Source organism: Pantoea hericii, from assembly GCF_014155795.1.
In the GTDB taxonomy this organism is placed as follows: domain Bacteria; phylum Pseudomonadota; class Gammaproteobacteria; order Enterobacterales; family Enterobacteriaceae; genus Pantoea; species Pantoea eucalypti.
The window spans coordinates 57,310-76,119 of the sequence record NZ_SCKV01000003.1; the positions used below are offsets into that span (position 1 = coordinate 57,310).

18 protein-coding genes are annotated in these 18,810 nt (G+C 55.5%); 12 read left to right on the top strand and 6 right to left on the bottom strand.

The window, feature by feature from the left end; translation table 11 throughout:
- Positions 1-15: 15 nt before the first annotated feature.
- Entirely contained in the window at positions 16-297 is a 282-nt protein-coding gene (locus H7K52_RS07345) for a YjcB family protein (protein WP_008926612.1), read from the bottom strand.
- 253 nt (positions 298-550) lie between these two features.
- Complete coding sequence (gene soxS / locus H7K52_RS07350) at positions 551-976, bottom strand: superoxide response transcriptional regulator SoxS (protein WP_003855727.1); 426 nt, start codon at positions 974-976, stop codon at positions 551-553.
- A gap of 100 nt (positions 977-1,076) precedes the next feature.
- Between soxS and soxR the strand changes: the two genes are divergently transcribed.
- From soxR to H7K52_RS07370, 4 genes are all read left to right on the top strand, one after another.
- A complete protein-coding gene (soxR, locus tag H7K52_RS07355) occupies positions 1,077-1,562 on the top strand; it encodes a redox-sensitive transcriptional activator SoxR (RefSeq protein ID WP_003855725.1) in 486 nt (161 codons plus the stop codon).
- Between the two features lie 39 nt (positions 1,563-1,601).
- Positions 1,602-2,267: a glutathione S-transferase family protein gene (locus H7K52_RS07360; protein WP_003855723.1), complete on the top strand. Its 666-nt coding sequence runs from the start codon at positions 1,602-1,604 to the stop codon at positions 2,265-2,267.
- A 358-nt stretch (positions 2,268-2,625) separates the two neighbouring features.
- Complete coding sequence (locus H7K52_RS07365) at positions 2,626-3,975, top strand: NCS2 family permease (RefSeq protein ID WP_003855722.1); 1,350 nt, start codon at positions 2,626-2,628, stop codon at positions 3,973-3,975.
- A gap of 145 nt (positions 3,976-4,120) precedes the next feature.
- Positions 4,121-5,770 (top strand): Na+/H+ antiporter, encoded by a 1,650-nt coding sequence (locus H7K52_RS07370; RefSeq protein WP_182629884.1) that lies wholly within the window; start codon positions 4,121-4,123, stop codon positions 5,768-5,770.
- A 44-nt stretch (positions 5,771-5,814) separates the two neighbouring features.
- On the opposite strand, the gene H7K52_RS07375 is transcribed toward H7K52_RS07370, so the two are convergent.
- Complete coding sequence (locus H7K52_RS07375) at positions 5,815-6,717, bottom strand: LysR family transcriptional regulator (RefSeq protein ID WP_008926616.1); 903 nt, start codon at positions 6,715-6,717, stop codon at positions 5,815-5,817.
- A 102-nt stretch (positions 6,718-6,819) separates the two neighbouring features.
- Between H7K52_RS07375 and H7K52_RS07380 the strand changes: the two genes are divergently transcribed.
- From H7K52_RS07380 to H7K52_RS07390, 3 genes are all read left to right on the top strand, one after another.
- Complete coding sequence (locus H7K52_RS07380) at positions 6,820-7,245, top strand: CidA/LrgA family protein (RefSeq protein WP_033763398.1); 426 nt, start codon at positions 6,820-6,822, stop codon at positions 7,243-7,245.
- Positions 7,238-7,933 (top strand): LrgB family protein, encoded by a 696-nt coding sequence (locus H7K52_RS07385; RefSeq protein WP_182629885.1) that lies wholly within the window; start codon positions 7,238-7,240, stop codon positions 7,931-7,933. Before H7K52_RS07380 ends, H7K52_RS07385 begins: the two co-directional genes overlap by 8 nt.
- A 140-nt stretch (positions 7,934-8,073) precedes the next feature.
- Positions 8,074-8,619, top strand: coding sequence for a YfaZ family outer membrane protein (locus H7K52_RS07390; RefSeq protein ID WP_003855717.1), 546 nt, complete (start codon positions 8,074-8,076; stop codon positions 8,617-8,619).
- Between the two features lie 82 nt (positions 8,620-8,701).
- Here the strand turns inward: H7K52_RS07390 and H7K52_RS07395 are convergent, their stop codons facing one another.
- The 3 genes from H7K52_RS07395 to acs all read right to left on the bottom strand — a co-directional run bounded on the left by H7K52_RS07395 (position 8,702) and on the right by acs (position 12,779).
- Entirely contained in the window at positions 8,702-10,357 is a 1,656-nt protein-coding gene (locus tag H7K52_RS07395; RefSeq protein WP_003855716.1) for a cation acetate symporter, read from the bottom strand.
- Complete coding sequence (locus H7K52_RS07400) at positions 10,354-10,683, bottom strand: DUF485 domain-containing protein (protein WP_003855715.1); 330 nt, start codon at positions 10,681-10,683, stop codon at positions 10,354-10,356. The genes H7K52_RS07395 and H7K52_RS07400 overlap by 4 nt, the downstream gene beginning before the upstream one ends.
- A 140-nt stretch (positions 10,684-10,823) precedes the next feature.
- Positions 10,824-12,779, bottom strand: coding sequence for an acetate--CoA ligase (gene acs, locus H7K52_RS07405; RefSeq protein ID WP_008926618.1), 1,956 nt, complete (start codon positions 12,777-12,779; stop codon positions 10,824-10,826).
- A gap of 585 nt (positions 12,780-13,364) precedes the next feature.
- Here acs and gltP point away from each other — a divergent pair.
- The 5 genes from gltP to murP all read left to right on the top strand — a co-directional run bounded on the left by gltP (position 13,365) and on the right by murP (position 18,587).
- Positions 13,365-14,666, top strand: a complete 1,302-nt coding sequence (gene gltP / locus H7K52_RS07410; protein WP_008926619.1) for a glutamate/aspartate:proton symporter GltP — start codon at positions 13,365-13,367, stop codon at positions 14,664-14,666.
- 217 nt (positions 14,667-14,883) lie between these two features.
- Positions 14,884-15,006 (top strand): type II toxin-antitoxin system RelE family toxin, encoded by a 123-nt coding sequence (locus H7K52_RS18940; RefSeq protein ID WP_003855712.1) that lies wholly within the window; start codon positions 14,884-14,886, stop codon positions 15,004-15,006.
- A 268-nt stretch (positions 15,007-15,274) separates the two neighbouring features.
- A complete protein-coding gene (locus H7K52_RS07415; RefSeq protein ID WP_003855711.1) occupies positions 15,275-15,649 on the top strand; it encodes a helix-turn-helix domain-containing protein in 375 nt (124 codons plus the stop codon).
- A 572-nt stretch (positions 15,650-16,221) separates the two neighbouring features.
- Positions 16,222-17,133 carry an N-acetylmuramic acid 6-phosphate etherase gene (murQ, locus tag H7K52_RS07420; RefSeq protein WP_003855710.1) on the top strand — a complete coding sequence of 304 codons (912 nt, stop codon included), beginning with the start codon at positions 16,222-16,224 and terminating at the stop codon, positions 17,131-17,133.
- Positions 17,133-18,587, top strand: coding sequence for a PTS N-acetylmuramic acid transporter subunit IIBC (gene murP, locus H7K52_RS07425; RefSeq protein WP_182629886.1), 1,455 nt, complete (start codon positions 17,133-17,135; stop codon positions 18,585-18,587). Before murQ ends, murP begins: the two co-directional genes overlap by 1 nt.
- Positions 18,588-18,810: the final 223 nt, after the last annotated feature.

An 18,810-nucleotide genomic window follows, 5' to 3' on the forward strand; every position in this document is an offset into this window, starting at 1 on the left:
AATTCAGGCAATCAATCAGGGCATCGGCCAGTCAGCAGGCGCCTGGCTCATTGCTTCAATAAAGGCATGCTTTGAGATTTCCACGAAGTTATGCACGTTATCCATACTCAGGGTAATGCCCATCAGACCGGTGACAAACCAGCAGGTCATGCCTAAACCAATCCCGCCACACATAAATGCCATCACGTGACGGCTATCCTGACGAAGTTTAGTTTTCAGGGTGCTGGCAAAAAACATCATGACTGCGCTCAGCAATTCCCAACGCATAACAAGAAAACTGGTGGTTAACGTAGCCATTGGCCGGACCTCAATATCAACAGGTAATCCTGACAATCTGCAGACATCACCGGCGGCGAAAAAGTGTGTCAGGGGAGACTTATACGCCGTCAAACCAGGTTCAAAGTGTGACTTGGGTCACATTATATCACCCGATTTTAAATTTTGAACAAAATTTACACGGGTGTGGCAGTGACACGAAGGAAGGGTCGGCAGCAGAAGAAGAACGGCGGGGAAATCAGTCAGATGCGCCCGGAGCGGGCGCAACGGAAAATCAGCGAACCGGGCAACACTCGCCGGTGGTGCGCTGGGTAAAGCTATTGATTGGATCGTTATAGCCAAAACCTGGCAGGCGAGGGCGCTGAATCGCCTGACGACGCATGGTGTGCCGATAAGCGGTTGGCGTCTGTGCAAACTGACGACGAAACACGCGGGAAAAGGTCTGCTGCGAGTCATAGCCATACTGCATCGCAATATCAAACACCGGTCGCTGTGTCTGTGACAAAGCTTCAGCTGCCAGCGTCAGGCGGCGCTCACGAATATAGCCACCCAGCGTTTGTTTCGTTACGGAACGGAACATACGCTGCAGATGCCATTTCGAATAGCCCGATTTGGCCGCAACTTCATCAATCGACAAGCTCTTATCCAGGTTCTGGTCAATCCAGTGCGTCAGGGAATGAATGATCTCTTCTTGCATCATGGCCTCATCCTTCTGGTGTTTAATAAACGCTAATGGGAGTTTAGGGGTTTCGATGGAGAGCAAGTATAATTCCTCAAGTTAACTTGAGGTAAAGAGCCTGATGAAAAAAGAACGCAACTATCCAAAACCGGTTTTAACACCGGGTGAAGTGGCGCGCCGTAGCGGTGTGGCGGTCTCGGCGCTGCACTTCTATGAGACAAAAGGATTGATCTCCAGCACGCGAAATAGCGGCAATCAGCGGCGATACAGCCGTGACGTGCTGCGACGTGTCGCGATTATCAAGATTGCGCAGCGCATCGGTATTCCGCTGGCGACCGTGAGTGACAGTCTGGACCATATTCCCGCAAACAAGCGTATGTCCACACCAGAGTGGGATGCCCTGACGCAGCACTGGCGCGAAGAGCTGGATAAGCGTATTGAAACCCTGACCCGCCTGCGCAATGACCTCGATGGCTGTATCGGCTGCGGCTGCCTGTCGATGCGCGACTGCCCGCTGCGCAACCCCGGCGATCGGCTGGGTCAGCAGGGCTCAGGTGCCGTGCTACTCGACCCGGAACAGGATGATAAACATACCGATACAGAGTGACGTCTATACTTGGTGAAGGTCAAAACACAGGGAATCATGATGATCACCGTTCACCATCTCGAGAAATCGCGCTCACATCGGGTGCTGTGGCTGCTGGAAGAGCTTGAAGTGCCGTACCAGATTAAACGCTATCAACGCGAACCGACCATGCTGGCTCCGGAGGCGTTAAGAAAAGTGCATCCGCTGGGGAAATCGCCCGTCATTACCGATGGCAATCGGGTGGTGGCAGAATCCGGTGCCATTCTCGAATATCTTGAAGAGAAACATGACCACGCATTCCGGCTGAAAGTCAGTGATGAGGAATCACGGCTACAGTGCCGCTACTGGCTGCATTATGCCGAAGGCTCGCTGATGCCACTGCTGGTCATGAAGCTAATCTTTGGTCAGATGGGCAAAGCACCGGTGCCCTGGCTGCTGCGTCCGGTTGGGGCAGCATTCGGCAAAGGCGTGCAGAAAGCTTTCCTGGATAAACAGCTGAAGCCGCACATGCAGATGATCGAACAGCATCTGGCTACTCACCCCTGGTTTGCCGGCCAGCGTTTCTCGATTGCGGATATCCAGATGAGCTTTCCGCTGCTGGCGCTGGCGCAACGTGCCGGACTCGATCAGATGCCTGCCACGCAGAAATGGCTTCAGGTCGTGCAGCAGCGTGCTGCCTGGCAACGTGCGATTGATCAGGGCGGCGAGCTTTCACTGCCAGGTTAGTCCTCTTTTCCACCGGCGCGTTGGGTCTCCTCATGCCTGCGCCGGTGCGCTTTTTCTTCGGAAAATCGCTTTAACTTCAGGATGTCAGCAAGTGATCACGGCTTGTACCGGACGCCTCTCCCCTCTTTACCTCTGATTTTTATGCTGATGAATCTCCCTGTTGCTGTTGAAAATGTGCCGCTAAACGCCCGATAATCCTCTGCCTTTTTATCTGGCCGATTTTAGCGGCTAACTATCTGCGGCAAGGTAAACGTTTGCCTGCCAGGTTAAACCGGGCAGTGACGCCGTCTACCCGCTTATTCCAGGGACAGCGATGGTCGCAGAGCGATCCACACAACAAGAAATTTGAGGCTCAACTATGTCAACTGAATCACGCCCGGCCAGTGGAAAACTGGACGCCTGGTTCTCGATCTCGGCGCGCGGCAGCAGCGTGCGGCAGGAAATTCTGGCCGGACTCACCACCTTCCTGGCGATGGTCTACTCCGTCATCGTGGTGCCGGGAATGCTGGGCAAAGCCGGTTTCTCCCCCTCCGCCGTGTTTGTCGCCACCTGCCTGGTCGCCAGCTTTGGCTCCCTCCTTATGGGGCTATGGGCCAATCTGCCGATGGCGATTGGCTGTGCGATCTCTTTAACCGCCTTTACCGCTTTCAGCCTGGTGCTGGGTCAGCACATCAGCGTGCCGGTGGCGCTGGGTGCAGTGTTTCTGATGGGCCTGCTGTTTACCCTGATCTCGGTGACCGGCATCCGCGCCTGGATCCTGCGTAATCTGCCAATGGGTGTAGCGCACGGAACCGGCGTCGGGATTGGCCTTTTTCTGCTGCTGATTGCGGCTGACGGCGTCGGGCTGGTCGTAAAAAATCCGGCACCGGGCCTGCCGGTGGCACTGGGCCACTTCACCAGTTTCCCGGTGATGATGACGCTGCTGGGACTGGCCGCGATCATTGGACTGGAGAAGCGGCGGGTGCCCGGCGGCATTCTGCTGACGATTATCGCTATTTCACTGCTGGGCCTGATCTTTGACCCAGCGGTGAAGTGGCAGGGACTGTTTGCACTGCCAAGCCTGCGTGATGCCAGCGGGCAGTCGCTGCTGTTTAGCCTGGACATTATGGGCGCGTTGCAGCCGGTGGTGTTGCCCAGCGTGCTGGCACTCGTGATGACCGCGGTCTTTGACGCTACCGGCACGATTCGCGCGGTCGCGGGTCAGGCCAATCTGCTGGATAAACAGGGCCAGATTATTAATGGCGGCCGTGCGCTGACCAGTGATTCTGTCAGCAGCCTGTTCGCGGGACTGGTGGGCGCATCACCGGCTGCGGTCTATATCGAATCGGCGGCAGGCACCGCAGCAGGCGGCAAAACGGGTCTCACTGCGATTGTGGTTGGCCTGCTGTTTCTCGCTATTCTGTTTATGTCACCGCTGGCTTATCTGGTGCCGGCTTACGCGACCGCACCCGCCTTAATGTATGTAGGGCTGCTGATGCTCAGCAACGTGGCAAAAGTCGACTTCAATGATTTTGTCGATGCGATGTCGGGCCTGCTAACGGCCGTGATCATTGTGCTCACCTGCAACATCGTAACCGGCATCATGATCGGTTTTGCCAGCCTGGTGGTGGGCCGCCTCTTTGCCGGTGAATGGCGTAAGCTCAACGTCGGTACGGTCATTATTGCTGTCGCGCTGGTGGCATTTTACGCCGGTGGCTGGGCTATCTGACGGCACAACCGGGCGTGCGCTTGTGCGCCCGGTATTTGTCACTTTTTTCCCGCCCGGCGCACGCGTAGCTGACACCCTTCACCGCAGTTTGTTTTACACTTTAATGCTTAACCAATGATTGAAAGAAACGACGCCTAAGGAAAGCATGGAAATCTTTTTTACAATTCTCATCATGACGCTGGTCGTGTCGCTCTCTGGCGTCGCGGCTCGTATTCTCCCTTTTCAGATCCCCTTGCCACTCGTTCAGATCGCCGTGGGTGCGATGCTGGCCTGGCCAACGTTTGGTCTGCATGTCGACTTTGATCCAGAGCTGTTTCTGGTGCTGTTCATTCCGCCGTTGCTGTTTGCGGATGGCTGGAAGACGCCCATCAGTGAGTTCCTGCATCATGGCCGCGAGATAATTGGCTTAGCGCTGGCGCTGGTGCTGATTACGGTGTTCGGCATTGGCTATCTGATCTACTGGCTGGTGCCGGGTATCCCGTTGATTCCGGCGCTGGCGCTGGCGGCCGTGTTGTCGCCTACCGATGCCGTGGCGCTTTCCGGCATTGTGGGTGAAGGCCGCATTCCCAAAAAGATTATGTCGATTGTGCAGGGTGAAGCCCTGATGAATGATGCATCGGGTCTGGTTTCACTGAAATTTGCCGTGGCCGTTGCCATGGGCACGATGGTGTTTACCTGGGGCGGTGCCAGCATTGAGTTTCTGAAGGTCGCCGTGGGTGGCCTGGTCGCGGGTGTGGCAATCTGCTGGCTCTACGGTAAGTCGTTGCGCCTGCTCAGCCGCTGGAGCGGTGACGATCCGGCCACTCAGACCGTACTGCTGCTGCTATTGCCTTTCGCCTCTTATCTGATTGCTGAACATCTGGGTGTTTCAGGCATCCTGGCGGCGGTGGCGGCCGGTATGACCATCACCCGTTCCGGTATTATTCGTCAGGCCCCGCTGGCGATGCGTCTGCGTGCAAACAGCGTCTGGCAGATGCTGGAGTTCGTGTTCAACGGCATGGTCTTCCTGATGCTGGGCCTGCAGCTGCCGGATATTCTGCAGACCTCAATCGACCAGGCACAGGCCGATCCGAACGTCGAACTCTGGATGCTGTTTGCCGATATCGGGCTGGTCTACGCCGCGCTGATGATCGTGCGTTTTGGCTGGCTGTGGATTATGCAGCGTTTCAGCAAACGGCTGCTGAAGAAGAAGCCGATGGAGTTCTCTAACTACTCGCTACGTGAGCTGTTGATCGCCTCTTTTGCTGGTGTGCGCGGTGCAATTACGCTGGCCGGTGTGCTGTCGATTCCGCTGTTCCTGACCAATGGCGAGCCTTTCCCGGCGCGTTATGAGCTGGTGTTTATCGCCACCGGTGTGATTCTGTTCTCATTGCTGGTGGGCGTAGTGCTGCTGCCGATTCTCCTGCGTGGCGTGGATACCATTGATAAAGGCGCGCACCGCCGTGAGCTGCAGAATGCCCGTGCGGTAATGGCAGGCGCCGCGATTGAAAGCCTTCACAAGATGGAAGAGCGACTGGAGAACGGATTGGAAGAGAACATCGATCCGGAACTGCTGAAAGAGGTGAGCCTGCGAGTGATTGGCAACCTGCGTCGTCGTGCCGAAGGAAAGAATGACCTCGAACACGCGCTGTATGCTGAGAACCTTGAGCGCCGCTTCCGCCTGACCGGATTGCGTGCCGAGCGCGCGGAGCTCTATCATCTCCGCGCGACCCAGCAAATTTCCAATGAGACGATGCAGACGTTACTGCACGATTTGGATCTACTGGAAGCGCTGCTGATCGAAAAAGAAGAGTAAGTCTGACCGGCACGCCTGCGCATTCATGCGGGCGTGCCAGCCTTTCACACCGACAGGCGCGGCGGCTCATCCGGCCAGTGCTCCCGGCAACAGTTGATCCACGCCTGCGCACTGCGCGACAGATAACTCCCTTCCCGCCAGATTAAACCCAGACTCCACTTCAGTTCCGATTCCAGCGGCAGCCACAAGAGCGACTGCTTATCCAGCCGCTGACAGATAGGCTCTGGCAGAATCGCCAGCCCCATTTCCGCCTGCACCATCGCCGCCAGAAAATCCCACTGACCGCTCCGCACTGCCACCGTGGGCGTCAGGTTAAGCCGCTGAAACGCCTGCATTAGCTGACGATTCAGCGAAAACTCCTCATTGAAAATCAGCAGCGGATGCGCGGCCAGTTCTGCCAGTCCAATCTGCTGGCGGCTGAGCCACTCCGGGCGACGCGGCAGCAGCACGCAAAGCGGATGATGCATCAGGGGCAGGGTGTTCAGCGGCAGCTCAGCGTCGACCGGCAGTGCGGTCAGGGCGATATCCAGACTGCCCGCCAGCACCGCCTGCTGAACGGTCAGACCGCCGAACTCAGAGATTTTCAGCTGAACGCCGGGATAGCGGCGGCGAAAGGCGGAAATCGATCCGGCTATCTGCATACCGACCATCGGCGGAATGCCGAGTCGCAGCTCGCCGGTTTTAAGCTGGTTGATGTCACCAATCTCCGCTTCCAGCTGATGAAACTCCTGCAGGATCGCCAGGCCACGCTGATAGACCGCCTGACCGCTGTCGGTAAGATGAAGACGACGGCCATCGCGCAGGATCAGCGTACAGCCCAGCTCCTCCTCCAGCTGGCGCAGCATTTTGCTGATAGTTGGCTGCGTCACAAACAGCTTTTGTGCCGCGCGGGTAAAACTCTGCTGGCGAACCACTTCAGTAAAGTAACGCAGGGCGCGCACGTCCATAACTATTCCTTTCCGGCATGATTACGATAATTTTAATTCATTTTTTTCACACTCTGTTGGCGTTTTATACTGGCGACATCAATTTAATCGGGGAGACAGGCGATGGCGTTAGCACTCACTCCACTCAGCAACCGCGCAGTGCAATGGCTTAGCCTGCCACTGCAGGTAGGGTTATATATTGGCCTGTTTGTCGCCAGTCAACAGCTGGTGAGCTGGCTGCACCTGCCACTGCCTGCCAATATCGTCGGGATGCTGGTGCTGCTGGCGTTGATCGTAACGCGGATTGTGCCGCTGAACTGGGTAAAAGCCGGGTCACGCTGGCTGCTGGCCGAAATGTTGCTGTTTTTTATTCCGGCGGTGGTAGCGGTCGTGAACTATGGCGCGCTACTGCGTGTGGATGGCTGGCGCATCTGTGTGGTGATTGGTGTCAGTACGACGCTGGTGCTGGCGTCGACCGCCTGGGTTGTGGACCGGCTTTATCAGTATGAAGTCGCGCGCGCCGCGCGTAAGCAGAATCCAGATGCGTGATTTTATCATCAGTCTCTTGTGTGTCGCGGTTACGCTGCTGGTGTATGCGCTGAATAAACGGCTTTATAGCCGCTGGCGGACACTGCTGTTAATGCCACTGGTCATGACGCCGCTGGTGCTGGTCGGACTGCTGCTGCTGACGCACATCAGCTGGCAGGATTACATTGCTGAAAACCACTGGCTGCTCTGGTTGCTGGGACCCGCTACGCTGGCGTTTGCAGTGCCAGTCTATGAGAACGTGGAGATTATTAAGCGGCACTGGCTATCCCTGAGCGCGGGCGTATTGACCGCCACGCTGGTCGCTGTCTGCAGCTCGGTCTGGCTGGCGCGGCTGTTGACGCTGCCAGAGTCAATCCAGCGCAGTCTGGCGGTGCGCTCCATTACTACCCCGTTTGCGCTGGCCGCAGCCGGACCAATTGGCGGTCAGCCCGATCTGGTTGCGCTGTTTGTGGTCATCACTGGCGTGTTTGGCATGGCGGTAGGTGACGTGCTGTTTCTGCGCCTCGCAATCAAGCAGGGTGTGGCGAAAGGGGCCGGGTTTGGGGCTGCGTCGCACGGTGCCGGAACGGCGCGTGCTTATCAGCTTGGGCTGCAGGAGGGCGTGGTCGCCAGCCTGGTTATGATGCTCTCGGGCGTAGTGACCGTGGTGCTGGCTCCGCTGATTGGACACCTGATGTGGACAATATAGTCTACACTGCGTAGCGCAGAGGCAGCGGTAATTCTGAACGCGACACGTATTTTTACGTAAAGTTTCCCGGATTTTGTTGTCTCTCCGTTTCAGGCTGTTAACCTTGCGGCCGAATTAATTGTCCTTCACGGAGTGGAATCATGTTTAAGCAACTTGTTACCGGGAGCGCCCTTGGGCTGGTTTTACTGAGCGGCGCCGCTCAGGCAATTGAAGGCAGTGTTGATGTCAGCGAACACAACACCAACCTGAACCTGGGTCTGGGCACCACAACACCCGGTCTGTTTCTGAAAGGTAACTGGCTGCGTAGCGACCATGACGGCAGCACCTACGGTGCCGGTCTGGGTTACAACGTTGATTTCGGGCCGCTGCGTCTGGCGCCGACCGCAAAAGCGATTTTCACCCATCCTGAAGATGGAAAAGATGGATTTGCGGTGGCGCTGGGTGGTGCAGCACACTACAGCTTCAACAGCATGTGGGGCCTGTATGGTGAGTATTATTACGCGCCAGAGTCGTTCACCGATCATCTCGACAGCTATCAGGAAGCCGCTGGCGGCCTGAGCTTCACGCCGGTTTCACTGCTTAACCTGCGTGTGGGTTATCAGTACATCGAACTGAACAACAAAGATGGACGCAAAGATAACGTGCTGGTCGATGGCCCGTACGTGGGTGCATCTCTGCGCTTCTGATTCTGTTGCGTGAAAGAGAAGGGCGACTACTTCTGTAGTCGCCCTTTTTTATTGACTGCTCGTTATCAATGTTAAACGGCGATCAGTGCGCTTTACCCTGTTCAATGCCGGTGCCCGTCTGCGAGCGAATAAACTGTGCGCGGAAGCGCGAACGTTCCTCTGCGCCCTGCTGCGAATGGTCGGTGACAGAGAAGAGCCAGATGCCCACAAATGCCACTACCATGGAGAACAGCGCCGGATATTCATACGGGAAAATCGGTGTCGCATTTCCCAGCACCTGCACCCACACGGTTGGGCCAAGGATCATCAGAATGACGGCAGTCAGCAGACCCAGCCAGCCGCCCACCATCGCGCCGCGCGTGGTGAGTTTTGACCAGTACATCGACAGCAGAATGATCGGGAAGTTACAGCTGGCCGCAATTGAGAAGGCCAGCCCGACCATAAAGGCGATGTTCTGCTTCTCAAACAGAATACCCAGCGCAATAGCGACCACGCCCAGCGCCAGCACGGTGATTTTAGAAACCCGCAGCTCATCTTTCTCGCTCGCCTGACCTTTGCGGTACACGCTGGCATAGAGGTCGTGAGAAACCGCCGACGCACCCGCCAGGGTCAGGCCCGCGACCACGGCCAGAATGGTGGCAAAGGCAACCGCTGAGATAAAGCCCAGGAAGGTGCTGCCGCCCACGGCGTTAGCCAGATGCACCGCCGCCATATTGGTCCCACCAATCAAGGCGCCGCTGGCATCTTTAAAGGCCGGATTAGCGCCCACCAGCAGGATGGCACCGAAGCCGATAATAAAGGTGAGGAAGTAGAAGTAACCCATAAAGCCGGTGGCCCAGAAGACACTTTTACGGGCCTCTTTGGCATCCGCGACGGTGAAGAAGCGCATCAGAATGTGCGGCAATCCGGCTGTACCAAACATCAGACCCAGCCCCAGCGACAGCGCCGAGATAGGATCTTTCACCAGTCCGCCAGGCTGCATAATCGCGATGCCTTTTGGATGGACTGCCATCGCTTCGGTGAACAGCGTATTAAAGCTGAAATTGGCCGCTTTCATTACCATGATGGCCATAAAAGAGGCACCAAACAGCAGCAGGACCGCCTTGATGATCTGCACCCAGGTGGTTGCCAGCATGCCGCCAAACAGCACGTACATCACCATCAGAATGCCCACCAGCACCACCGCCACATGATAGTTCAGGCCAAACAGCAGCTGGATAAGCTTACCGGCACCCACCATCTGCGCGATCAGGTAGAGCGCCACCACCACCAGCGAACCGCAGGCTGACAGGGTGCGAATCGGCATCTGCTTCAGACGATAGGAGGCGACGTCAGCAAAGGTATAACGACCCAGGTTGCGCAGGCGCTCGGCAATTAAAAACAGAATCATCGGCCAGCCGACCAGGAAGCCGAGCGAGTAGATCAGTCCGTCATAGCCAGAGGTGTAAACCAGCGCCGAAATGCCCAGGAACGAGGCTGCTGACATGAAGTCACCCGCCATCGCCAGGCCATTCTGAAAGCCGGTGATATTGCCGCCCGCAGTGTAGTAGTCGTTGCGCGAACGGGTGCGCTTTGACGCCCAGTAAGTAATCCCCAGCGTGGCGCCGACGAAAATCGTAAACATGATAATCGCCTGATAGTTGGTCGCCTGGCGCTGCACCGCACCGGTAATCGCATCGGCGGCCAGCGCTGAAAACGGCAACATCAGGGCCAGTAGCCATAAGGTGAGACGGGTCATGATTTCACCTCGCGGAGGATCGCTTTGGTTAAACGGTCAAATTCCCCGTTGGCGCGCCAGACATAGACACCGGTCAGCACAAATGACATCACAATCAGCCCGACGCCAATCGGGATGCCGCGCGTCACATTGGTTCCGGCATGCAGCGGCGTACCGAGCCAGCCGGGCGCAAACGCAATCAGCAGGATAAAACCGACATAGAGCACCAGCATAATCAGCGACAGCAGCGTCGCGAACGCCTGGCGCTTATGGACTAACTCATGAAAAAGCGGATTACGTTCAATCTGCTGATTGATTGCATCCTGATTCGAAAGGGCGTCATTCATCACATTTTCTCCAGAGGGCTTGCAGGCAAGAACCTCACGACAGGGCGTGGATTCAGCTGGTTATAATATTTGTGACTACCGGAACAGACTGCGTAGGGCGGGGGTGGCGGGAAGCGATCTTCCCGCCGGACAGCGTGCGCTTAAGGCATTTTGATCGACTGTTTCTCCTCAAGCAGTTTTTCAACTACGCCAGGATCGGCGAGGGTAGAGGTATCACCCAGGTTGCTGGTATCACCGGTGGCAATTTTGCGCAGAATACGGCGCATGATTTTGCCGGAGCGGGTTTTCGGCAGTGAGTCGGTCCAGTGCAGCACATCAGGCGTGGCAATGGGGCCAATCTCTTTGCGGACCCACTGGCGCACTTCGGTGTACAGCTCTGGCGAAGGCTCTTCGCCGTGATTCAGCGTGATATAGGCATAAATCGCCTGGCCTTTGATGCTGTGAGGTATCCCCACCACGGCCGCTTCGGCAATTTTAGGGTGCGACACCAGCGCCGATTCAATCTCAGCGGTTCCCAGGCGGTGACCGGAGACGTTGAGCACGTCATCAACGCGTCCCGTGATCCAGTAGTAGCCATCTTCATCGCGACGGGCACCGTCTCCACTGAAGTAAACATTTTTAAAGGTAGAGAAGTAAGTCTGCTCAAAACGGTCGTGATCGCCAAAGAGGGTACGTGCCTGTCCCGGCCACGACTCGGTGATCACCAGATTGCCTTCACAGGCACCTTCCTGTGGCTGACCTTCGTTGTCCACCAGCGCCGGTTGCACGCCAAAGAACGGTCGGGTGGCGGAACCGGCTTTCAGTTCGGTCGCACCCGGCAGCGGCGTGATCATGAAGCCGCCGGTTTCGGTCTGCCACCAGGTATCCACAATCGGACAGCGGCTGTTACCAATTTTCTTGTAGTACCACTCCCAGGCTTCCGGGTTAATCGGCTCGCCGACCGAACCCATAATGCGCAGGCTGCTGCGGTCGGTGCCGGCAATCGCTTTGTCCCCTTCCGCCATCAGCGCACGGATGGCGGTCGGCGCGGTGTAAAGCAGGGTGACTTTGTGTTTATCAACCACTTCCGCCATGCGGCTCGGTGTTGGCCAGTTCGGCACCCCTTCAAACATCAGGGTGGTGGCACCACAGGCCAGCGGACCATACACCAGATAGCTGTGACCGGTTACCCAGCCGACGTCTGCGGTGCACCAGTAGATATCATCCTGATGATAATCAAAGACGAACTTAAAGGTGGTGGCGGCATAGACCAGATACCCGCCAGTGGTATGCAGCACACCTTTAGGTTTACCGGTTGAACCCGACGTATAAAGGATAAACAATGGATCTTCCGCGCCGACTTCGGCTGCAGAATGGTTGGTGCTGGCGTTGAGCATCAGGTCATGCCACCACTGATCGCGGCCTTCAACCCAGCCCACATCTTTACCGGTGCGCTGGAACACCACCACGTTTTTCACGCTGGTGACGTTGGGATTTTTTAATGCGTCATCGACATTTTTCTTCAGCGGAATGCTGCGGCCGGCGCGAATGCCTTCATCGGCCGTAATCACCAGCGAAGCGCTGGAATCGACGATACGGCCAGCGACCGCTTCCGGTGAGAAGCCGCCAAAAATCACCGAGTGGACGGCACCAATACGCGCGCAGGCCAGCATTGCCACCGCGGCTTCCGGCACCATCGGCATATAGATCGCCACCACGTCGCCTTTTTTCACGTCCAGCAGCTCCAGCACGTTGGCGAAGCGACAGACTTCAGCATGCAGCTGGCGGAAGGTCAGGGTTTTGCTTTCGCTGGCGTCATCGCCTTCCCAGATAATCGCCGGGTGATCGCCGCGCGTGGCGAGATGACGGTCAAGGCAGTTTGCCGCCAGGTTGAGCGTGCCATCTTCGTACCAGCGAATGTTAATGTTACCTGGCGCAAACGAGCAGTTTTTCACTTTGCTGTAAGGCTTAATCCAGTCAAGGATTTTGCCCTGTTCGCCCCAGAAGCTGTCTGGATCGTCGACAGATTGCTGATACATCGCCTGATACTGCTCTGCTGTAATCAGGGTGTTTGCTGCAATATTCTCTGGAACAGGATGAATGTGATTTTGGCTCATGGCGGATCTCCTTGAAGATGTTAATGATATGTCAATCAATGGTTAATTAAAGCCTGCCCTGAGTCTTTGTTTCTTTTTTGCGCCACAGATCACGTGATAGCGCTTCCGCCGCAAAACGTGAAGCCGGATTGCTACTTTCGTTTAACGCTCTGACGGCGATGGGGAATTAAGAAGGGGTATGAAAAGGGAATGGGCTGGATAAAAAGCAAGCAAACGCGCCGGCAGCCTTTTTAACCAGTAGTGAATAGCTTTGCGTAAATTCATCTAAGTATTACTTTTCATAACAGCAGGTTAGGTATTTTTACTTCCGGCAGCACTTTATGCTGCTTAGGTGGCTAACTTTTAATCGGATCTGCCAGGGGTTGCATTTACCACAGTGAAAATGGTACTTATCTCGCCCCTGTTCTGCAGGTATCAACTCAGACCGCGTCTGAAAATGGGTATGGGAATCATCAGATTTTCATACGAGGCGCTGTTTCTAAACACCCTCTAATTTACCGGGCTTTTTGCTCACTCCCTGTGTGTATTGTCTTCTGCACCTTCGCAGTAGAGAGAAACGGGTTTTGACTGAGGAAATTACGCGTTATGAAAGGTTTTAAAATCAGCCTGGCCTGGCAGATTCTGACAGCCCTGGTGCTTGGCATCGTTGTGGGTGCTGTATTGCATAATCAGCCAGACAATCGTGAATGGTTAGTCGCTAACATTCTCAATCCTGCAGGCGATATCTTTATTCATCTTATCAAGATGATTGTGGTACCGATTGTGATTTCATCCCTGGTTGTCGGCATCGCTGGCGTGGGTGATGCAAAAAAGCTGGGACGCATCGGCGTCAAAACGATTCTCTACTTTGAAGTGATCACCACCCTTGCCATTGTGGTCGGTATTACGCTGGCCAACGTATTTCAACCCGGCACCGGCATTGATATGTCAACGCTGGCAACGGTGGACATCTCTAAATATGAAGCGACAACGGCAGAGGTACAGGGCGGTCCGCACAGCCTGGTCACCACCATTCTGTCGCTGATCCCGCAGAATATCTTCGCTTCCATGGCGAAGGGCGACATGCTGCCGATTATCTTTTTCTCGGTGCTGTTTGGCTTAGGTTTGTCGTCACTGCCGTCGGAACAGCGCGATCCGCTGGTAAACCTGTTCCGTGGCATTTCTGAAACGATGTTTAAAGTGACGCACATGATCATGCGTTATGCGCCGGTCGGTGTGTTTGCGCTGATTGCGGTGACCATCGCTAACTTCGGATTTGCCTCGCTGTGGCCGCTGGCTAAGCTGGTGCTGCTGGTTTACGCGGCAATTCTGTTCTTCGCTTTTGTGGTGCTGGGCGGAGTCGCGCGCTTCTGTAAGCTGCGGATTACTACGCTGATGTGTATCCTGAAGGATGAGCTGATTCTCTCTTACTCTACCTCCAGCTCAGAAACCGTATTGCCACGCATCATGGAGAAGATGGAAGCCTACGGCGCACCAAAAGCGATAACCAGCTTCGTGGTGCCGACCGGTTATTCGTTCAATCTGGATGGTTCGACGCTGTATCAGAGTATCGCGGCGATCTTTATTGCCCAGCTGTACGGCATTGACCTGTCGCTGACCGATGAGATTGTGCTGGTCCTGACGCTGATGGTGACCTCGAAAGGGATCGCGGGTGTGCCAGGCGTGTCGTTCGTGGTGCTGCTGGCCACGCTGGGCAGCGTTGGTATTCCTCTTGAAGGTCTGGCGTTTATCGCCGGTGTTGACCGCATCATGGATATGGCGCGTACTGCGCTGAACGTGGTCGGTAACGCGCTGGCGGTGCTGGTGATTGCCCGCTGGGAAAACCAGTTCGACGCTGAACAGGCAAAAGAGTATGAGCTGCAGTTGCGTACACAGACCGCAAGCTGAGAACAGCGTTAACGTAAAGAGGGGCTCAACGAAAGTTGGGCCCTTTTTGTTTGTGTGGCTTTGTCATCGTTCTTAGCAGGATGAGCATTCAAAAAATTAGTTATATAAATATAACTAAATAACGCTTTTGATAGCTTTTTCGTTGCTTTTATGACTGAATTTGGTTATTTTTAAAGGTGGATTGAAAGCGTGCTTTGACAACAAGGAGTGTTGACGGATGCCAGAAATTAACTGGACGAAAAGGGCATTGAAACAGCTATATGGGCTGCCTCAGAAAGAAGGTAACGCCATCGAAGATGCTGTAGAGGCGCTGGCTAAGTGGCCTGATATTCCCATCTGAAGGTCGAAAAGCTGACGGATGATAAAGAGAAGCGAATGAAGTTGGTGGTGGGTCACTACCGCGTGCTGTGGAAGATAGAGAAAGGTCAGCCAGTGGTTATCGCTATTCTAGAAGTCGTAAGAAGAACATCGACCACGTATAAAAAGCGTTAGCAAGCGGTTGGAGTTAGCCTGCGTCACCACTGAGTTAAGAGCAGATAAGAACATAGCTAAGTCGCGCCAGCAGATGATCAGGTCTGGACTGTTGCGGCAGTAAGGAGTGATTAACCATGAATGCGATACAGTTTCTGACAGACGAGCGCGGGAACCGCACGGGTGCCGTCATCCCCATTGAGTTGTTTAACCGGCTCATGGCCGGGCGTCACTTAGACGACGTATTTGAGCCTCTCACCTATAAAGCGGGACCGGATGATGACGAAACGATTCCCCATGACGTAATGAAAATCAGCCGGAGGCAATCTGTTCCTTTGCATGTTGCCTGGCGTTTACATCGGCAAATGTCGCAGGAAGAGGTCGCGAACAAATTAGGCATCACGCAGGCTGGCGTTTCGAAGTTAGAGTCGAGAAAGAAACCTCAAAAACAAACGCTTGAGAAGCTGGCAGCCTTATATGACTGCAGAACGTCACAACTTTATATTGATTAAATCAACGTGCTTTTAAACCGCATTGTGCCTTTCAGTCGGACACAAAGGGTGGCTACGTAAAGTCGGCGTAAACCCATCCCTGGGGCCTCGGCCGCCGCATCCATGCGGCGGACGCTTTACTCCGCTCCCCCTTTGTATCCGCCTTTATGCCAGCTATGCGCTGTATTTTAAGAAAATCAAAAGATCGTATCGAAGGATTTATTTGCGATACAGCACGGATTTTTAAATCTTATCGGCAAGCTCAAGCCCTTTACAAACAGCAATAAAACAGCCTAAAGGAAGAAAAGGTTCACCTGAAGAGTAAAGCGTCCCACCGCCAGGGATGGCGTGGGCCGAGCGTCATGGATGACGAATGCGTCTTTACGATCAGGTGAACCTTTTCTGACTGGCTCTGATCACAAAGCCATTAAGCCCCGAATCCCAGGCACCCTGCTTAAGCTCAACGCTAACCAGCCCAATCCCCCGCAACATAACCCACCCCACAGCCATTGAAAAAAGATCTCACTCAATGAATTAATCATTCGTTATGATAGTGAGTAAATCGAATAATTTATTCCTTAACGGAGCCCGCCATGAAACTCGACCTCAGCCAGATGCTCACCGAAGGCCGCAACCCGGCCAGCCAGAACATTGATGAACTCTCCACCGAAGCGATGCTGCGCGTCATTAATGACGAAGATAAAAAGGTGGCGCTGGCGGTTGAGGCCATCGTGCCGCAAATCGCCACCGCCGTTGACGCCATCTGTGCCGCGTTTCGTGCAGGTGGACGACTGATCTATTGCGGTGCGGGCACCTCCGGGCGGCTGGGCATCCTGGATGCCAGTGAATGCCCGCCTACCTTTGGCACGCCGCGTGAGCAGGTGATTGGCCTGATTGCCGGCGGCCACACCGCAATACTACAGGCGGTTGAAAACGCCGAAGATAACCGGGAACAGGGCGCGCAGGATTTGAAAGACATCCATTTTAGCCGCCATGACGTGCTGGTCGGTATCGCCGCCAGTGGTCGCACACCTTATGTGCTGGGTGCGCTGGCTTACGCGAATGAACTGGGCGCGACCACTGTGTCGCTTAGCTGTAATCCGGGCAGCGCGATGTCACAGGTTGCCGCCATTGCGCTCACACCCGTGGTCGGTCCGGAAGTGGTCACCGGCTCCTCCCGCATGAAAGCGGGCACGGCGCAGAAACTGGTGCTCAACATGCTCACCACCGGATCGATGATCCGCAGCGGAAAAGTCTATGGCAACCTGATGGTCGATGTGGAAGCCACTAACCAGAAACTGGTGCAGCGCCAGGTCAACATCGTCATGCAGGCTACGGATTGTGATGACGCGACTGCTCGTGCGGCGCTGACCGGCTGTGGCGGACACTGCAAAACCGCCATCCTGATGGTACTGGCTGACCTGGACGCCGATGAGGCCAAAGCGCTGCTCGGTCAGCATCAGGGCTTTATCCGTCAGGCGCTACAGGCAGCGGGGGCACGCTGATGGCGAAAATCACCGAGGCACTGTTACGCGACATCCTGCAGGCGGTCGGTGGTGCGCAGAATATCGCGGCCTGCGGTCACTGCATGACACGGCTCCGCCTGACGCTGAATCAGCCAGAACAGGCTGATCTGGCCAGGTTAAAAAGCCTGCCGGGCGTGCTGGGGGTCATCGACAGCGATGCGCAGTTACAGATTGTCGTGGGGCCAGGTAAAGCGCAAACCGCCGCCGAGGGAATGCAAAGCCTGCTGTCGCAGGGTGATACTGCAATGGCTTCGCAGGGCGAAACGGCGGCGCTTAGCCAGCTGGCATCGCAGCAGAAGCAGCAGCTAAAGGCGAAACAGACCAGTGGGGTGCATCAGTTCCTGTCGCGCTTCGCCACTATCTTCACGCCGCTAATCCCAGGCTTTATCGGCGCGGGACTGCTGCTGGGATTTGCCACGCTGATTGAACAGAGTCTCCATCTTAATGCGCCCGGCGATCACGCGCCCTGGCTGCTGCACACCGTGGCGTACATGAAGGTGTTCGGCAAAGGGCTGTTCACCTTTCTCAGTATTCTGATCGGCTATAACGCACAGAAAGCCTTTGGCGGCAGCGGCGTAAACGGCGCCATCATCGCCTCGCTGTTTGTGCTCGGCTATGTGCCCACGGCCACCACCGGCTACTACAGCGGTATGGAGAGCTTCTTTGGTCTGACGATCGATCCGCGCGGCAACATTATCGGTGTGCTGATGGCGGCGATTATCGGGGCGTGGATAGAGAAACAGCTGCGCAAAATCATTCCTGACAACCTGGATATGATCCTCACCTCGCTGTTTACGCTGGTGATCACGGGCGCCATCACCTATCTGCTGATTATGCCGCTGGGCGGCGAACTGTTTAAGGGAATGTCGTGGCTGTTTATCCACCTCAATAACAATCCCTTTGGCTGCGCGCTGCTGGCTGGACTGTTCCTGATTGCGGTGATGTTCGGTATTCATCAGGGCTTTATTCCTGTCTATTTTGCGCTGATGGAAACCCAGGGATTTAACTCGTTGTTTCCGATTCTGGCAATGGCGGGCGCAGGGCAGGTCGGCGCATCACTGGCACTCTGGTGCAAAGCAGAAAAAGGTGCGCTGCTGCGGGCGCAGATCAAAGGTGCAATTGTCCCCGGCCTGCTTGGGGTGGGCGAGCCGCTGATCTATGGTGTCACGCTGCCCCGCCTCAAGCCCTTTATCACCGCCTGTGGCGGCGGAGCACTGGGCGGTTTCTTTATTGGATTGGTGGCGTGGCTGGGTTTGCCAGTGGGGATGAACACGGTATTCGGGCCGTCCGGGCTGGTCACTCTGCCTCTGATGACCTCCAGCCAGGGCATCTTCGCCGGGATGGCAGTTTACCTGGCCGGGCTGATCGTCGCATGGACCGGCGGTTTTCTGCTCACCTGGTGGTTTGGCACCCGTAATGTTGACCTCAGTTAAGCCACTGCCGGAATCCTCCAGTCTGGCTAACGGATAAAAACAGTTCAAAAGTGTGAAAGCCGCTGCAAAGTGGCTTTTTTCACGTCAGAAATTAAAACGTATCACTAAAGAGTAGGCGCGGGCATGCCGAAAACATAAAAAAGGGTAATCGTTATTTCTCAGCCCACCGTTTTCACGCCGCGCCTCAGACTGTTGCGTGCAGGACGTCGGGTCTCCAAGGACT

Excerpts from the sequence above, each read along its gene's own strand:
- H7K52_RS07415 (WP_003855711.1), top strand. The coding sequence starts at position 15,275 with ATGAATGCGATACAGTTTCTGACAGACGAGCGCGGGAACCGCACGGGT.
- H7K52_RS07395 (WP_003855716.1), bottom strand. The coding sequence starts at position 10,357 with ATGACCCGTCTCACCTTATGGCTACTGGCCCTGATGTTGCCGTTTTCA.
- murQ (WP_003855710.1), top strand. The coding sequence starts at position 16,222 with ATGAAACTCGACCTCAGCCAGATGCTCACCGAAGGCCGCAACCCGGCC.
- soxR (WP_003855725.1), top strand. The coding sequence starts at position 1,077 with ATGAAAAAAGAACGCAACTATCCAAAACCGGTTTTAACACCGGGTGAA.
- H7K52_RS07375 (WP_008926616.1), bottom strand. The coding sequence starts at position 6,717 with ATGGACGTGCGCGCCCTGCGTTACTTTACTGAAGTGGTTCGCCAGCAG.
- murP (WP_182629886.1), top strand. The coding sequence starts at position 17,133 with ATGGCGAAAATCACCGAGGCACTGTTACGCGACATCCTGCAGGCGGTC.
- H7K52_RS07390 (WP_003855717.1), top strand. The coding sequence starts at position 8,074 with ATGTTTAAGCAACTTGTTACCGGGAGCGCCCTTGGGCTGGTTTTACTG.
- H7K52_RS18940 (WP_003855712.1), top strand. The coding sequence starts at position 14,884 with ATGCCAGAAATTAACTGGACGAAAAGGGCATTGAAACAGCTATATGGG.
- H7K52_RS07360 (WP_003855723.1), top strand. The coding sequence starts at position 1,602 with ATGATCACCGTTCACCATCTCGAGAAATCGCGCTCACATCGGGTGCTG.
- acs (WP_008926618.1), bottom strand. The coding sequence starts at position 12,779 with ATGAGCCAAAATCACATTCATCCTGTTCCAGAGAATATTGCAGCAAAC.
- soxS (WP_003855727.1), bottom strand. The coding sequence starts at position 976 with ATGATGCAAGAAGAGATCATTCATTCCCTGACGCACTGGATTGACCAG.
- H7K52_RS07345 (WP_008926612.1), bottom strand. The coding sequence starts at position 297 with ATGGCTACGTTAACCACCAGTTTTCTTGTTATGCGTTGGGAATTGCTG.
- H7K52_RS07365 (WP_003855722.1), top strand. The coding sequence starts at position 2,626 with ATGTCAACTGAATCACGCCCGGCCAGTGGAAAACTGGACGCCTGGTTC.
- gltP (WP_008926619.1), top strand. The coding sequence starts at position 13,365 with ATGAAAGGTTTTAAAATCAGCCTGGCCTGGCAGATTCTGACAGCCCTG.
- H7K52_RS07380 (WP_033763398.1), top strand. The coding sequence starts at position 6,820 with ATGGCGTTAGCACTCACTCCACTCAGCAACCGCGCAGTGCAATGGCTT.
- H7K52_RS07370 (WP_182629884.1), top strand. The coding sequence starts at position 4,121 with ATGGAAATCTTTTTTACAATTCTCATCATGACGCTGGTCGTGTCGCTC.
- H7K52_RS07385 (WP_182629885.1), top strand. The coding sequence starts at position 7,238 with ATGCGTGATTTTATCATCAGTCTCTTGTGTGTCGCGGTTACGCTGCTG.
- H7K52_RS07400 (WP_003855715.1), bottom strand. The coding sequence starts at position 10,683 with ATGAATGACGCCCTTTCGAATCAGGATGCAATCAATCAGCAGATTGAA.